Raw genomic sequence first — 15,667 nt, forward strand, 5'->3', positions numbered from 1 at the left:
TAAAGTTAAATATTATAAATTTAAAAACTGCTTGGGTGGGTACTTAAATAATAGTTGAGGCAAATAAATATAAACAAGCTATAAATAACAAATAATATAAAAAATCTAGAGGGTGGGGAGTGAAAATAGATTTTTAAACTTTATTTTAATTTCCCAATTTTAGATTTTATATGCCTTATTTTTATATTGGCTTTAATTAAATTTAGAAGTCTATATTTCTTCAAGTATACCCGCCCAAAGAGTGATAAGCAGGAACAGATCGCAATTATGAAAGATTGCATTTTTTAATTAAAACACAGGAATTATCATACATTTAAAACTTATATTATTATTAATAATCAATAATATTTTATATATTTATAAGTAACTAAAATTTGAGAAAATTATAATTGTTTATGTATAACCCTGAATAGTTAATATAAAAATAAGTGAGGAATTTTTATCTTCTCACTTATTTTTTAATACTAAAACATATTTTTTACTTATCTTTTCTGTATTCTTTATATTTTTCCATTAATTCATCAAATATTTTAGCCGCTTCAAATATTAGATAATCGCATCCGTTTTCTGGGTGTCTATATTTTTCTACTAATAAGTCACAGTTTGTACTTTTCATCTTATCATTAAATTTAGTTATATATTCTGCCTCTATTTCTTTTACAAGTGTTCCTTCATGTCCTCTTTCTTCTATAAAAGCTTTAGAAAAAGCCATTATACCGCCAGTTAATACTCCGCAGGTAAGCCCCATAGCCATACCTCCTCCAAAACCAGCAGCCAATTTTAAATCATTTTTATCTATATTCAAATCATATACTTTATTTGCTCCGTAAAGCATTTTTTCAGCACAATTCAAATCTTCTTCTTTACCAAATCCTGAAGTTAAATATTCATATAATGTCATCTTTATAACCTCTTTTAATTATAATTTTTAAACTTTATTATTTCTAAAATTTTATCAAAGTAGAACCCCAAGTAAGACCAGCACCAAAAGCAGTTAATAGTACATAATCTCCTTCTTTTATTGCTCCATTTTCAAATGCTTCTGTAAAAGCTATACCCACACTTGCAGCAGATGTATTTCCGTATTTTTGTATATTAACATAAAATTTATCATCTGTAAGAGACAAAGTTTTGGCAACAGCATTCATTATTCTAGTATTTGCCTGATGCGTTATTATAAGTGATAAATCTTTTAATTGTAAATTGGCATTTTGTATAGTTTTATTAATAGTATGGTCAAAGGTTTTTACCGCTTTTTTAAATACTTCAGTGCCTTCCATATATATAGTATTTGTCTTATCTAAAACATTATCTTCTGTAATAGGAGAAACACTTCCTCCGCCTTTTACTATAAGTATGTCTGGATTAGATTCTGAGCCTATATCAGTAGCTATAATACCTTTGTCTTCATCTGAAACTTCTAACAATGCACTGCTAACCCCATCTCCAAATAATATAGCAGTACTTCTGTCTTCCCAGTTGAGTATGTCCGAACATTTTTCTGCCGCTATTATCAAAACTTTTTTGCATTCACCGCTTTCTATTAATGATGCTGCAGTATTCAAAGCATATATATATCCAGAACATGCCGCAGATATATCAAATGAAAGGCATGAGTTTTTTATATTGAATGCCTTTTGTATAAGTCCTGCTGTAGAAGGAAAAGTGTATGACTTTGTAGAAGTAGCAACTATTACAGCATCAGCATCTTCTATTATAGCTCCTTTTTCTTTAAGTTTTTCTACAGCTTTAACTGCCATATCACCAGTGCTTTCATCTTTGTCTGCTATTCTTCGCTCTTCTATTCCAGTTCTTGTAACTATCCAATCATTATTGGTATCAAGTGTTTTTTCTAAATCATAATTTGTAACAACTTTTTCAGGCAAATATGATGATAAATATTTTATACTAGCTTTCATATTGTTTTTTACTCTCTTAATTGTATTTTTTTAATATAAAAAGAAACAGCAATTAATTTTTATCTTTTACCAAATATATCATAGGTACACTTATTACAGTAACCGCATATTTTACAATAAAGTTAAATATAAATATTCCTACCAAAGCATCAAAAGGCAAAGCACCCCAAAATGCTATAATTACAAATACCAAGTTATCCACTGGTATACTGAAAGCATTGCTTATTAATACTCTAAGCCATTGATATTTTTTTGTAATTTTAGTAACAAATAAATGATATATTTCTGTATCTACAAGCTCGGATAAAGTAGAACCTAGTATTGAAGCTATTGATATTCTAAGTACTGGGCTTAATGTTGCTTTAAATGCTTCATTAAACTGCCAGCTTGCATCTGCGGGTATTTGAGATATTATATAAAAATAAATAGGAGAGAATATGTTAATAATAGCAGATACAATTATTAGTTTTTGAGTATTTTTCTTTCCTATAGTTTTATGAGCCATATCTCTAATTGTAAAGGCTAAAGGATATAAAAAAGTTCCTCCGTCTACTGCAAGTGTAAGAACATTTGCTATTTTTACGCTTGCTATATTTGATATCATCTGACAGGCTATGTATGAGCAGATTACAAGTATGCTTATAAACGAAATATTATATTCTTCTTTTGCTGTATCCATAAATTAAAATCCGTAATTTTTTATTAATAAGATGATATATAATATATTAAAAATCAATTTTAGTCTATATGCATTTTATTAAGTTTTGACAAATTAATAAAATTAGTATATGATAAAGTCCGTTAAATTTTTTAGTGAGCATCTTATATATATGAAAAAACAAAAAAATGAAGAAGCAGTAAGACTTGTCAAAGTAATATTAGAATCTGGTTTTGCAAGCAGAAGAAACTGTGAGAAAGCCATAATGTCTGGAAGAATAAGAGTAAATAATGAGGTTATATTAGACCCTGCATATAGGGTAAAAGAATCTGATAGTGTTTCTATAGATAGAAAATTGATAGAAAGACAGAAAAAAAGATATATGGCATTATATAAGCCTTTAGGTGTTGTAAGCACTACAAAATATTTGCCAGGAAGAAGAATAATTACAGAGTTTTTTAAGGGTATAAAAGAAAGACTGTTTTATGCTGGAAGGCTCGATTCCGAATCAAGAGGCATTATGATAATTACCAATGACGGAGAGTTTGCAAATATTATCACACACCCATCTTATGAAATATTAAAGGTTTATGATGTTACAGTTAATGGAAAGATAGATTCAGAAAAATTATATGAGGCAAGTAAAGGTATTACAATAAAAAATGTTACTTATTCACCTTTTAAGTTTAAGATACTATCAAAAGGAAGAGTGCAAAGTAAAATACGTCTTACTATCAATGAAGGAAAAAACAGAGAGATAAGAAAGATATTTGATTATTTAGGATACAAGGTTATAGACTTGGAAAGGATATCTGTGGGCTGCGTAAGCAAGTATGATGAAACTTCAGGAACATTAGAAGCAGGTCATATTAGAGACCTTACAAAAAAAGAAATAGAGTTTTTCTTTAAACAGAAAGAGAAAAAATTAAAAGATATAGAAAGTATATTTGCAAATGTTTCAGAATATGATGACAATATAATAGATGACAACTATGTAGAAGATAATACTTACTCTGATATATCTAACAAAACAGAACAAGAAGAAAAAAAAGAAAAAAAGTATGATAAATCTAAATGGGCTAAAGCAAAGCCTAAGAAAAAAAGATTAATTACAAAAAAAGAAAATACATATAAGGCTAAAATAAATAAATCAAAACATTTAAAATCTAATAAAAAAAATAATTTTAAGAGTTTAGAAAATAAAGAATATAAAAAAAATGATTCTAAAAAAAGAAATTTTAATAAAGTAAGTTCTGATAAGAGTTTTAATAAAAAGCAAATTAATAGAAAAAATACTAATAAAAAAAGAATATAATTATTTCAAGATGCAGTATTTTTTATAATTTAGATAAAATATTTCAGATATAGATTTAAAAAAGATCAATTTTGATAAACTTAAAAATTTTAAGTATATTTTTCATTATTATTCAAATATATAAAAATATAGCCCATAGAATATAATTCTATGGGCTTTAATTCATCAACAATATTATTTCTTTTGTATTATTTTTTGATTGCTTTATTTCCGACTTCTTTGGCGTTCATCAATGCCTCTTCAGCTTTCATCATACCAGCAGTTTTTTCTGTTTTATTTAAGTTAGCATTATCAGTTTTAGAAACTTCAGTTTGCACAGCTGTATTTATTTGAGATTCGCTTGCAGCTTTTAACTCTCCGAACTCATTATTTACATTACCATTTTCATCATCAGAAGGTCTTGTAATAATTTGAGCCTTATCAGCTAAAGAAGATTGAAATACTTTTGTCGCTTCATCTTCACTTTGAGCCTCTCTTACTTGTGAAACAGCAGCAGCTTCAGAAGCCATTAAATTACCGCTTGAATGTACTATCATAACATCTTCAGGACGTACAGTAATAAGTCCGCTTTCTGTTCTTACAGCAAGAGCAACTCCAGTATCATTTTCCATAACCATTTCAACTGGTCCCAAAAATCTATTTCCAGCCTCGTCCATAACCTCAACACTCTTTCCAAGCATAGAATATCCTGTTTGGCTTGAATAAAATGTTTTCATAGAGTCAAGATTTTTATTAACCTCAGTCATTTGTTCAACAGATGAGAATTGTGCCAACTGTGCTATCATATCTCTATTGTCCATAGGAGAAAGCGGATCCTGATGACTCATTTGTACAGTAAGAAGTTTTAAAAAAGCATCTTTACCCAAAGAGTTTTGAGTAGGGTCTCTTTGAAAGTTATTCTGTAAGTTATAAGCTCCTACCTCTTGTTTTAATATCTTTATTTCTCTCTCTGACATTTTTAAAGCGTCTGCAGATATCATCTTCTATCTCCTTAAAAAATTATCTCTAATTATCATTTTATTTCTTAAAGCTGCATTATTTTTTAATAATACTTATATAAGTAAATTCAATTTTTTTTCTGGAACTATATATGATTTTATATCGGCTCTTACCTCTTCTACATTATCAATATTTTCAGAAGCAAATCTGTTTCCAATATTATCTAATTCTTCGCCGAAGCCCCCATCATTATTAGGCATGTCCTGTCTTAACATTACATCAAATCCCTCTATATTAATTCCTATTTCATTTAATGAAGTTATAACAGTATCCAAATTTTTAGTAAATATATCTTTAACATCAGCATTATCAACGAATATTTTTCCTATCAAATTATCTCCATCCATACTTATTTTTAATCTTATTTTTCCTAAATATTCTGGATTAAGACTCATTAATACTTCGCTTTTTCCATTATTAACAGCAACCTGAGCTTTTTCTACAAGTTTGCCCATTAAGTCTTGGAATTTTATCATGCTGTCTGTAATGTTGGTACTGTTATGTGTTTTTGATACATTATTATTGTAATGATTGTATCCTTTTAGATTAGAACCTTCTGCTGAATCTTTCATGTTTATTATTGTAAGTTCTGCTCCTTTATCATCTGAAATGGTGTTACTTACAGTACTATTATTATTTTTTACTTCAGCATTATCTTTATCATATTTATCTGCATATTTACTTTCTACATTGTCTATATTATTAGCAATATTAATATCTGAAATGCTGCTTTCAAAATCTATAGCAGGCTCTTGTGTATTAATAGTTTCTATTTTTTTATCATTATCTTTATTTGAAACAATTTTTATTTCTTTATTAATGTCAGTATCTTTTACTTCGATACTGTCTTTAATATCGTCAGTTAATACCTCTTTTTTACCTTCTTCATTATTATTACTATCTATCATAGCTTTGATATTTTCTAATGATTCTATTAAATCTTCTAATTCTTTTTTATCTTCTTCATTTAAATCTTCTAAATTTAATGCTTCAATTTGTTTTTTTATACTCTCTATATCCTGTGCATTTTTAATGTTTTCTTTTTTATCTGCTTTATCAAGTTTAGAAACAGTAGCTTCTGCATTTTCTCTAGTATTTACTAAAACTTTTTTATCATCATTATTGGAAGCATTTTGAATTATTAGTTTAGCTTTTTCTTTTGTTAGTGCTAATTTTTCTTTTAATGATATGTTTTCAGAATTAGTTTTATCAGTTTTTTCCTGAGAATTATTATCAGCTTTTATTTCATCTTTATTTTCTTTTACAGTTTTATCCTCTGTATTGTCTGCAACTTTATTTTCTTCATTACTAGTATTTTCTGAGCTTTTATTTGTATTATTTTCAGAATTAGTTTCTTTAGATGATATTTTTTCCTCTGCTGCTGAAGAGTTTGCAACATTATCACTGTCATAATTGTTATAATCATTATTATATTCTTCATAATCATTATAATTTTTTGAGCTGTAATCTTCGGTATTATTTCTTTCTACTATCTTATTTGAAACACTTGAAGGAGCTGAATAAATATCTTCAGTTTGCGTTTTATTAAGCATATTAGCAAAAGAATCATCATAACTATGATTGTTCAAACTATATGTATTATTGTTAGATGAAACATTAGTATCAACAAAAGATAATAAATTTCCTAATCCATTTATCATAATTTACTTCCTAATTATTAGTTTGTTACTATTATATTAATATTCGGAAGTATAAAAATTTACTTTACAAAAATATATATTATGTTTATAAAAAAATTATAATATGATCGTATTTTGATACTTTTAATCATTAATTAACTATCTATAATAGAATGGCATTACATTATATGTACTATACAAAACGCCAAAAAATAAAACAGCAATAATTTTAATATAAACCTATCAGTATAAATATATAATTACTAAAATCATAAATAAAATAAATTTGTTATTTAATAGCTTTTAGTATATAATATATGCTATATTTTTGTATTGTTAAATTGTAAAAAGTTATGGATAAAGAAAGTATAATTAATGCTGAAGAGACTCCTTATGATAAGGAAGAAAATAATAATTCTATAAGACCTAAAGGTTTTGATGATTTTTTGGGACAGAATAATATAAAATCAAAATTAAAAGTTTTTATAAATAGTGCCTTAAAAAGAGATGTTTCTTTGGATCATATATTATTTTACGGTCCTCCAGGGCTTGGAAAAACAACACTTGCACAAATAATAGCAAATGAAATGGGAAGCAGTATCAAAGCTACATCAGCACCTATAATAGAACGCCCTGGTGATTTAGCATCCATACTTACTACTTTGGGTGAAAAAGACATACTTTTTATAGATGAGATACATCGTCTTAGAACGGTTGTAGAAGAGGTGCTTTACTCTGCTATGGAAGATTTTTTTGTGGATATAAAAGTCGGTGAAGGTACTAGTGCAAAAAGTTTTAGAGTAAAACTTCCTCATTTTACTTTAATAGGTGCTACTACTAGAAGCGGTTTATTAAGCACGCCTCTTTATGACAGATTCGGAATAGTAGAGCGTCTTGAGTTTTATACTAATGAAGATTTGGCAAATATAGTAAAGAGAAGTTCAAAATTTTTGGATATAGATATAACAGATTCTGCAGCTATCTCAATAGCCTCAAGATCAAGAGGTACTCCTAGAATAGTTAATAGGCTTTTAAGACGTGTTTTTGACTTTGCCACTGTACATGATGTTTTAAAAATAGATGAAGAGTTTGCCTGTGATTCTTTAGAGAAACTTGGTATAGATAAAAATGGTTTTGAGGCACTTGACAAACTTTATTTAAATACTATTATTAAACACTATAATGGCGGACCTGTAGGAGTTGATACTCTTTCAGTTTCTTTATCCGAGCAGATAGAAACTATAGAAGATGTTATAGAGCCTTATTTGATACAGTCTGGATTTATAAAAAGAACCCCTAAAGGAAGAGTAGCAACTAGTAAGGCTTATTCATATTTAAATCTTTCATCAAGACTTGACGATAATTTAGAAAGAGGTTTATTTGATGATTTTTAAGGAGGAGTATTATTTTAATAACAGATGATAATATAACAAAAGAAAAAAAATCCAATGCTCAGTTGGATAAATATTATTTAGAAGAAACATCAAAAGATGTAAAAGGACTTGCAAATAAATTTGTAAGCAATTTTAAAACTACATCTAACAATACTTCATCCGATAAAACTTCACATTTTGATATAAGCTATAAAAAAAATACTAAATTAAAAATAAAAAGATATAAAGCACCTAGACCTAAGGTAAAGTTTAATAGAAGTAAAAAAGTTTTTCAAAAGATATATAATTCTACATACGGTATAAGGCATTTCTTTTGCTCTATCATAGAAGCAATAAAAAGAAAAGGTAATCATGAAAGAAGCATACTTATATTTTATGATGATGAAGAACATGCAGTAAGACTTCCTATTAATAATTTCATGATAACGTTTTTGCTTTTGGTATTTTCTTCATTAGTATATACTGGATATGATGCCTATAATAAACAGAAAGAAGCTAGAGAGTTTTATAATACTCTTTCTGCTAGAGAGGCTAAAACTTATACACTTATAGAAGATTATAAAAAGTCATTAACCAGATTTTCAAAGGCATTAGCCGACTATAATAATATTATGAGAACTATTTCTTATGCAATAGATTATAATGATGCAGGCACATTTAATAACAACAATAATATTAATTATACAGAGTCTGCCAATATAAACAAAATGCTTGCTGAAGTAGATGCCTATCAAAAAAATATTTTGGCATTTATGGAGGTATCTCCTAAAATACATAAAGAAATACCATTAGGCTGGCCTGTTGCAGGAGGAGGACGTATATCAAGCGGTTTTGGAGCAAGACTTTCGCCTTTTAATCAGGAGAAAAGCTATCACTATGGCGTAGATATAGCAGGTCCTTACGGAACACCTATAATAGCAGTTGCTGACGGAACTGTTACTTTTTCAGGCTGGAGAAACGGATACGGCTGGTTTGTACTTATTACGCATGCCAATGGGTTTCAAACAGCTTATGGGCATAATTCTAAATTGTTAGTGGATTACGGAGAGAAAGTTAAACGAGGACAGAAAATAGCTTTAATAGGAAATACTGGACGTACTACTGGAATACACTGCCATTTTGAGGTGAGAGTTGGAGGAGATCATAAAAATCCTATGCCTTATTTGAGTGCCAGATTCTAATTTCTCTAAAATTAATAAAATTATCAATATATTTTTGCAATGCTCTTTCAAATTGCATATACTATTTATTATAAAATAAATTCAAGGACAAATATTTTTATGGAAGAGTTAGAACAAAAATCAAAAAAAGATTATCTTTTAATTAAACTGTTCATAGGTATAGTCATTGGTATTATAATAGGTACATATTCTAATGCTGCTGTTATTAATGTTATACAGTCTATAAAATATGTGCTTAATCAGGTAATATCATTTATGGTACCTTTGATAGTATTAGGTTTTATTGCTCCTGCTATTACTAGAATGGGAGGGGAAGCTAATAAAATGCTTGGCGTTATGCTTGCTCTTGCCTATACTTCATCAGTAGGTGCAGCTTTATTTTCTACACTTGCAGGATATATTATCATTCCTAATTTAAATATACCTTCAAATGTTGAGGGATTAAGAGAATTACCTGAAATAATATTTAAATTAGATATTAATCCAGTATTTCCAGTAATCACAGCATTATTTTTAGCTATATGCGGAGGTGTTGCTGTTGTAAAGACTAAGTCAAAATATTTTGAAAACCTACTAGATGAACTTAATAATATAATGTTATTTTTGGTTAATAAAGTTGTAGTTCCTATACTTCCATTTTATATAGGAAGCACTTTTGCTACTTTGGCATATGAAGGAACTATTATAAAAAGCGTACCTGTATTTTTGATAGTAATATTAATAGCTATAGTAGGACATTTTATATGGCTTACTATATTATATTCTATAGCAGGCATAATATCTAAAAAAAATCCTGCAAGAGTATTCAAACATTACGGACCTGCATATTTAACAGCAGTAGGTACAATGTCATCAGCTGCTACTTTGCCAGTGGCATTAAAATGTGCTAATAAATCAGATGCTTTAGACAAGGACATAGTAAACTTTGCTATACCTATGGGTTCAACTATACATTTATGCGGCTCTGTGCTTACAGAAACTTTTTTTGTTATGACTATATCAAAAATATTATACGGTCATTTGCCTGCAGTTGGAACTATGATATTATTTGTAATACTTCTTGGTATATTTGCTGTAGGTGCTCCTGGGGTACCAGGAGGAACTGTAGTTGCTTCTTTGGGTATAATTATTTCTGTTTTGGGCTTTAATAATGACGGAACAGCTTTGATACTTGCGGTATTCGCTTTGCAAGATAGTTTTGGTACTGCATGCAATGTAACAGGAGACGGTGCTTTAGCTTTAATGCTTCAAGGAATATTTAAAAAGAATGAATAAATAAAAAATGAAAAAATAGATAAAAATATAATCCCTGTCATTTTATATAATGTCAGGGATTTTTTATTTATTATTATTCAATTTTTGATAGCTGCCCTTCGCTTACAGTATTATCACTATTTTCTATTTTTAATGTCATATAAGTATCATGAAAAATAAAAGTGTAATTATTTCCGTCTTTAGATGTTTCATATGAAATATCATCTGTTTTTATCAATTCTTCTTTTGATATTGTAAGTTTTTTATCATATACATTTCCGCCTTCAATAGTAATTTCTATTGAGCTGTCTTCATTAACTATTAATATGCATTTATTGGTTGTAAGCTGTCTTACATTTGCTATGGTATTGATCGTACCTTCATACCTAGCTGCATATTTATTTAATTTTACTATAGAATCATTATTAAAACAACTTAATATAATGATACTAATAAAAATAATAAAATTATAATTTTCTTTTTCATAAACACATTCCCAATTTAAAATATCGTATATCATACATCTTATTTAGTTTATTATCAATAGAATCATTACAGTTTTGTATTATATATTCTATTGATAAAAAATCAGTATAGAGTATAATGCCAATATAGGCTTCAGATTATATCTTGATAATGTTATATTATATTAAACAAAAAATAATATATACAAATACTGTTAAATATTAGATAATTATTATATAGTATATAATAATTTATTTTTTATAGTTATATTGAATATATTATATATATAACATGTCATTAATTAATATTTTTAATAATAATACTATCTTATATTTTTGTGATGTAGCATTCCTATAATGATACTCAAAATATAGTATGTATACGTATTATATATATATAAAAAGTTAATTTATAGTTATATAAGTATATATTTTTTTGTTTAATTTTATTTGACAAAAAAATAATTTACTGTTTTTAGCTATTATTGCACCTCTTTTAAACAAAATTTCTAAAATTTCACATGTATAACTGTTGACTTTTATATAAAAATTCATTAGAATAAAATTATAAGCAAAAGATACAACATTGGAAAAAAGATTGCTTATTATGTTTATCTTATTTGCTTAAGTACGGAACGATAAAGATCCTCTAAATCCTTATTATTCCTAAGTACACATAAAGCAAGATTAACGGTTTCCTAATGCCCTCTTAATTTTGCTGAGAATAAAGATCCTCTAAATCTTATTATTCTCACTGATTTTTTATAGTCTGTTAGAATTATGCTTATATAGTTCTAACGTATTGGGAAACAATGGAGATCCTCGTCTTTGTTGTTTCCTAAAATATTTTGAAGTTACTGCCTTTATTTAAAGGTATTAACTATATAAAAAATTTTAGGAGAAAAAACAATGAAAAAAGTTTTATTGACAGCTATGGCAATAGTAACATTAGCTAGTGCCTCAGCATTTGGTATGTACGGTAGAGGTGATTCTTGGATAGACTTCCTTGTACATGGCAACCAATTCAGAGCTAGAATGGACCAAATAGGTTTCACATTAGGCAATGATACTATTAAAGGTACTTTCGGTTTTAGAGCAAACGCAATCAACCTTGGCAACTTAGGAAATATACTTAGCGGAAATACTGGAGATGTTACTTTAGATTCAACACTTTCTGCTGGTATAGGATACACTTCTGATGCTTTTGGTATAGGTGTTGGTTATAACTTTACTTATGTAAATAAAGGCATACAAGTTCATACTCCTGTATTAATGGTTAATGCTTTAAATGATAACTTAAGAATAGTTGTACCAATACAAGTAGCTGTATCTGATGATTTAGATGCTAATTCTGCTGGTGCCGCTAGTATACATAGAACAGATTATTTAGGTTTAAGTACTGATATACAAATAAGATACTATACTGGAATAGATGCTTTCAATGCTATAAGATTATATGTTAATTATGGTCAGGCTGGATACAAGGTTGGAAATTTAGAATATGCTAATTCATCTTTAGGTTTACAATTAAGATTATACTTCTTAAACACTACTATCGGAAATGTTAATGTTAATCCGTATATTAGATTAGAATATGAAACAGCTTTAGAAGGTAATCAATTAGGAATAAAATCTTCTAGTTTATCTTATGAAGCATCAAGTTCTCAATATGTTGCTCCTAGTATAAAAGGTGCTTCATATGACTATAAAGCTTATAAGTTTAAAATTATGCCAGTATTAGGCTTAGGAGCTAATAGTGATATAGTAAGCGTATGGTTTGAACCTTCTATAGGTTATCAAGTATCTGGAAGCGGTAATAAAAATGATAAGTTATCACATTCTTTGGCTTGGGGAGCTTATGCCGAATTGTATATAACTCCTGTTCAAGATCTTGAATGGTACTTTGAAATGGACGTTAATAACACTGGAAGAGATGGTACTACTTTACAAGGTGCTACTCCAGTATATTTTGAAACTTCTACTGGTATCACTTGGTATCTTCCTTCTTTGGGCGGAGATCAATAATAATAAATTAGAAATATAATTTTATTAATAAGGGGGGCTTTTAGCTCCTCTTTTTATTTTCATATTTATATTTTCTTATCATATCATAAAAAAACATTAAATCTAAAAAAGATTTTATGCGGTGAGTAATTAAATTATAAGTAAAGTTTATATTCTATTTTATATTTCTCTCTTTTATTAAAAAACTATACATAATATAAAAAGAATAAACGATTATTTTCTACACTATCTTTATATACAAAATATCAAATTCTAAACAATCATACACTTATATCTATAAACTTAAAGTCTTTTACATCAAATAATCCATTTGTAGTAAGTTTTATTTCTGGTATAACTGGAAGTGCCATAAATGATAATGTCATAAAAGGGTCTATATTTCTATTAACATTAAGTTCATTATAAGCTAATTCATGCATTGTATATATTTTTTTTACTATATCGCTTGGTATTTCATTTGACATTATACCTGCTATCTTTAATTCTAATGTATCAAGCACTTTAGAATTTTTTACTATAGTAATGCCTCCAGAACATTTCTCTATTTGTTTTATAGCAAGTATTATATCATCATCATTATCACCTACTGCTATTATATTATGAGAGTCATGGGAAACACTGGTTGCTATTGCCCCGTTTTTTAATTTATAATTTTCTATTAAACCCAGCCCTATTTTACCAGTTCTTTTATGTCTTTCTACTACTACTAATTTTAATATATCTACAGTCTTTCTGTATTTAAAATATCCGCTCTCAAATCCTACTATTCTTACACTTTTTTCTGTTATCAAATCTTTATTAACTATTCTTATAACATTAGCCTCATCAGTTTTTAATTTTATTTGTATATCATCAGCTGTAATAGGTGCAATATTTACAGTATTAAAAATATTATCATTATAATCATCTTTATCTGTTTTAAATAAAACATGTCCATTTTCTGCAGCTAATCTGCCATCTATAAATACTTTATTAGCCTTAAAATCTTTCAAATCATCAAATAAAACAATATCCGCCTTATATCCAGCAGCTATTAAACCAATATTTTTAAGTCTGTAGCATTCTGCTGCATTAATAGTAGCCATAGCAACAGCACTAAATACATCAAGCCCATGTTCAACTGCTATTTTGAGATTATGAGATATATGCCCATATTTCATTATATCATCCAAATGCTTATCATCAGTACACATAGCACATCTTCTGGCATTACTTTGATTAACTCCCTGCAAAAGAGAGGCTAAATTCTGAGCAGCCGAGCCCTGTCTTAAAAGTACATACATTCCATTAGCTATTCTTGCCTTTAAATCCTTAGCGGATACGCATTCATGGTCGGTATAAACTCCTGCAGCCCTATAAGCATTGAGTGTTTTTCCTCCAAGCATTACACCATGTCCGTCTATAATCTTATCTGCATTAATTGCAGCAAGTAATTTTTTTAGCACTTCTCTATCAAGAGATAATACTCCCTGAGCATTCATCATCTCGGCAAGCCCAAATATATCATCATCATTTATAAATTTTTCTATAGTATCCGCATCAAGTATAGCCCCCGAATCTTCAAACCCCACAGCAGGCACACATGAAGAAAGCATAAACTTACATTTTAAAGGACTCTTTTTAGCGGAGTTAATCATAAACTTTATACCTTCAATACCGCATACATTAGCTATTTCATGAGGGTCTGTTATTATTAAAGTAGTGCCGAAAGGAATAACCGCTTCTGCAAAATTGGCTGGTGTACATAAAGATGATTCTATATGCACATGCGAATCTATAAGTCCGCTTGTAGCATAAGAGCCTTTAGCATCTATAACTTCTTTTCCATTATAAGAACCTACCCCTACAATATAGTCATCAGAAACAGCAATATCAGCATCTGTAATCGTTGCAGATATGGGGTCTACTACCTTGCAGTTTCTTATTACCAAATCAGCCAAAACCTTACCGCTTGAAACTTCTATCATCTTTGATAATTTTTCTATAGTCATGAATAGTCCTTATAATTTAGTATATGTTTTAAATATAGTAAATTATAAGCGTATTTTCAAATTTTGAATTTTTTCTTTTATCTCTTTTTTATACCAATTTATTTCATCAATATTTGAATTTAAGGCATTTCTGAATATAAAATACAACTCTTTATAGTTAATATCTTTTTCTAATATAGTTTTAATTTCTGATGTTTCTAAACAAACTATATTTAATCCATTAATATAATTTTCTGAATTACTACTATAATATTTCATAGTTCTTTTATTAATAAAATCAGATATAACATTTATATATAATGAATTTGATACAAATAAGGCATATGTATTCTTATTGCCATTAGATAAAATGTACTCCCCTAAATGCCTTGATACAGGTTCAACTTCCATTTTTCTTTGTGATTTATCTTTAGAAAGCGTGGCTTCTATTAGTAAATCATGTTTTGGATAATATTTAGTTTCATCATATAAATAAACTATATCAGCTATTCCACCAGATGCATGCGTCTTAGGGAGCATATCAGAATCAAGATATAAATTCATATAATCTAATATATTACCTTTTCTATCACTTATTAGATACCAAGCTATTGATAATATATATTCAAATATTGTTGGAACATCTGCATTATCTGTAACAAGTTTTCTAACACCATTATCATCCCTCTTTTCTATTTTTGTTAAAATTTCTATAATTTTATTTTTATTGAATTTTTTATCTATTAAAATATTGAAACGTTTATATCTATCTTTTTTACTATATCTTTTAATTGTAACTTATTTTCTATTTTTATATTGAGATTTTCTGAAATATAATTATATATCAC

13 protein-coding genes are annotated in these 15,667 nt (G+C 27.9%); 5 read left to right on the forward strand and 8 right to left on the reverse strand.

The features are described 5' to 3' along the window. Positions 1-478 precede the first annotated feature (478 nt). From KQ44_RS10745 to KQ44_RS10755, 3 genes are read right to left on the reverse strand one after another with little or no spacing between them, the layout of a single operon-like run. A complete protein-coding gene (locus KQ44_RS10745) occupies positions 479-901 on the reverse strand; it encodes a C-GCAxxG-C-C family (seleno)protein (RefSeq protein ID WP_096737397.1) in 423 nt (140 codons plus the stop codon). A gap of 43 nt (positions 902-944) precedes the next feature. Further along, on the reverse strand, positions 945-1,919 hold the full coding sequence (locus KQ44_RS10750) for a beta-ketoacyl-ACP synthase III (RefSeq protein ID WP_096737398.1): 975 nt from the start codon (positions 1,917-1,919) through the stop codon (positions 945-947). 52 nt (positions 1,920-1,971) lie between these two features. Continuing rightward, complete coding sequence (locus tag KQ44_RS10755) at positions 1,972-2,598, reverse strand: queuosine precursor transporter (protein WP_096737399.1); 627 nt, start codon at positions 2,596-2,598, stop codon at positions 1,972-1,974. A 151-nt stretch (positions 2,599-2,749) separates the two neighbouring features. Between KQ44_RS10755 and KQ44_RS10760 the strand changes: the two genes are divergently transcribed. Continuing rightward, a complete protein-coding gene (locus KQ44_RS10760; RefSeq protein WP_096737400.1) occupies positions 2,750-3,892 on the forward strand; it encodes a pseudouridine synthase in 1,143 nt (380 codons plus the stop codon). Positions 3,893-4,080: 188 nt separating this feature from the next. On the opposite strand, the gene KQ44_RS10765 is transcribed toward KQ44_RS10760, so the two are convergent. Together KQ44_RS10765 and KQ44_RS10770 are read right to left on the reverse strand one after the other, a co-directional pair. Continuing rightward, positions 4,081-4,872 (reverse strand): flagellar hook capping FlgD N-terminal domain-containing protein, encoded by a 792-nt coding sequence (locus KQ44_RS10765; protein ID WP_096737401.1) that lies wholly within the window; start codon positions 4,870-4,872, stop codon positions 4,081-4,083. 72 nt (positions 4,873-4,944) lie between these two features. Then, the gene (locus KQ44_RS10770; protein WP_096737402.1) at positions 4,945-6,552 is read right to left on the reverse strand and encodes a flagellar hook-length control protein FliK; all 1,608 of its coding nucleotides are present in this window, start codon (positions 6,550-6,552) and stop codon (positions 4,945-4,947) included. 332 nt (positions 6,553-6,884) lie between these two features. On the opposite strand from KQ44_RS10770, the gene ruvB reads away from it, so the two are divergent. The 3 genes from ruvB (at position 6,885) to KQ44_RS10785 (ending at position 10,381) form a co-directional block, all read left to right on the forward strand. Beyond that, on the forward strand, positions 6,885-7,925 hold the full coding sequence (gene ruvB, locus KQ44_RS10775; protein WP_096737403.1) for a Holliday junction branch migration DNA helicase RuvB: 1,041 nt from the start codon (positions 6,885-6,887) through the stop codon (positions 7,923-7,925). A gap of 62 nt (positions 7,926-7,987) precedes the next feature. Further along, the gene (locus tag KQ44_RS10780; protein ID WP_240516603.1) at positions 7,988-9,106 is read left to right on the forward strand and encodes a M23 family metallopeptidase; all 1,119 of its coding nucleotides are present in this window, start codon (positions 7,988-7,990) and stop codon (positions 9,104-9,106) included. Positions 9,107-9,205: 99 nt separating this feature from the next. After that, entirely contained in the window at positions 9,206-10,381 is a 1,176-nt protein-coding gene (locus KQ44_RS10785; protein ID WP_096737405.1) for a dicarboxylate/amino acid:cation symporter, read from the forward strand. A gap of 73 nt (positions 10,382-10,454) precedes the next feature. Here KQ44_RS10785 and KQ44_RS10790 read toward each other — a convergent pair whose 3' ends face one another. Further along, positions 10,455-10,880: a hypothetical protein gene (locus tag KQ44_RS10790; protein WP_096737406.1), complete on the reverse strand. Its 426-nt coding sequence runs from the start codon at positions 10,878-10,880 to the stop codon at positions 10,455-10,457. A gap of 853 nt (positions 10,881-11,733) precedes the next feature. Here KQ44_RS10790 and KQ44_RS10795 point away from each other — a divergent pair. Beyond that, the gene (locus KQ44_RS10795) at positions 11,734-12,849 is read left to right on the forward strand and encodes a variable surface family protein (RefSeq protein WP_096737407.1); all 1,116 of its coding nucleotides are present in this window, start codon (positions 11,734-11,736) and stop codon (positions 12,847-12,849) included. A 260-nt stretch (positions 12,850-13,109) separates the two neighbouring features. Here KQ44_RS10795 and ade read toward each other — a convergent pair whose 3' ends face one another. Further along, positions 13,110-14,840: an adenine deaminase gene (ade, locus tag KQ44_RS10800; RefSeq protein ID WP_096737408.1), complete on the reverse strand. Its 1,731-nt coding sequence runs from the start codon at positions 14,838-14,840 to the stop codon at positions 13,110-13,112. A 42-nt stretch (positions 14,841-14,882) separates the two neighbouring features. Beyond that, positions 14,883-15,611, reverse strand: coding sequence for an AlwI family type II restriction endonuclease (locus tag KQ44_RS10805; RefSeq protein WP_346426138.1), 729 nt, complete (start codon positions 15,609-15,611; stop codon positions 14,883-14,885). Positions 15,612-15,667 lie beyond the last annotated feature (56 nt).

Source organism: Brachyspira sp. G79 (genome assembly GCF_002379365.1).
Taxonomy (GTDB): Bacteria; Spirochaetota; Brachyspiria; order Brachyspirales; family Brachyspiraceae; genus Brachyspira.

Bases quoted from the DNA above. Each gene is read 5' to 3' on its own strand.
- KQ44_RS10785 (WP_096737405.1), top strand. From the start codon at position 9,206: ATGGAAGAGTTAGAACAAAAATCAAAAAAAGATTATCTTTTAATTAAA.
- KQ44_RS10755 (WP_096737399.1), bottom strand. From the start codon at position 2,598: ATGGATACAGCAAAAGAAGAATATAATATTTCGTTTATAAGCATACTT.
- ruvB (WP_096737403.1), top strand. From the start codon at position 6,885: ATGGATAAAGAAAGTATAATTAATGCTGAAGAGACTCCTTATGATAAG.
- KQ44_RS10760 (WP_096737400.1), top strand. From the start codon at position 2,750: ATGAAAAAACAAAAAAATGAAGAAGCAGTAAGACTTGTCAAAGTAATA.
- KQ44_RS10745 (WP_096737397.1), bottom strand. From the start codon at position 901: ATGACATTATATGAATATTTAACTTCAGGATTTGGTAAAGAAGAAGAT.
- KQ44_RS10795 (WP_096737407.1), top strand. From the start codon at position 11,734: ATGAAAAAAGTTTTATTGACAGCTATGGCAATAGTAACATTAGCTAGT.
- KQ44_RS10750 (WP_096737398.1), bottom strand. From the start codon at position 1,919: ATGAAAGCTAGTATAAAATATTTATCATCATATTTGCCTGAAAAAGTT.
- KQ44_RS10765 (WP_096737401.1), bottom strand. From the start codon at position 4,872: ATGATATCTGCAGACGCTTTAAAAATGTCAGAGAGAGAAATAAAGATA.
- ade (WP_096737408.1), bottom strand. From the start codon at position 14,840: ATGACTATAGAAAAATTATCAAAGATGATAGAAGTTTCAAGCGGTAAG.
- KQ44_RS10790 (WP_096737406.1), bottom strand. From the start codon at position 10,880: ATGATATACGATATTTTAAATTGGGAATGTGTTTATGAAAAAGAAAAT.
- KQ44_RS10770 (WP_096737402.1), bottom strand. From the start codon at position 6,552: ATGATAAATGGATTAGGAAATTTATTATCTTTTGTTGATACTAATGTT.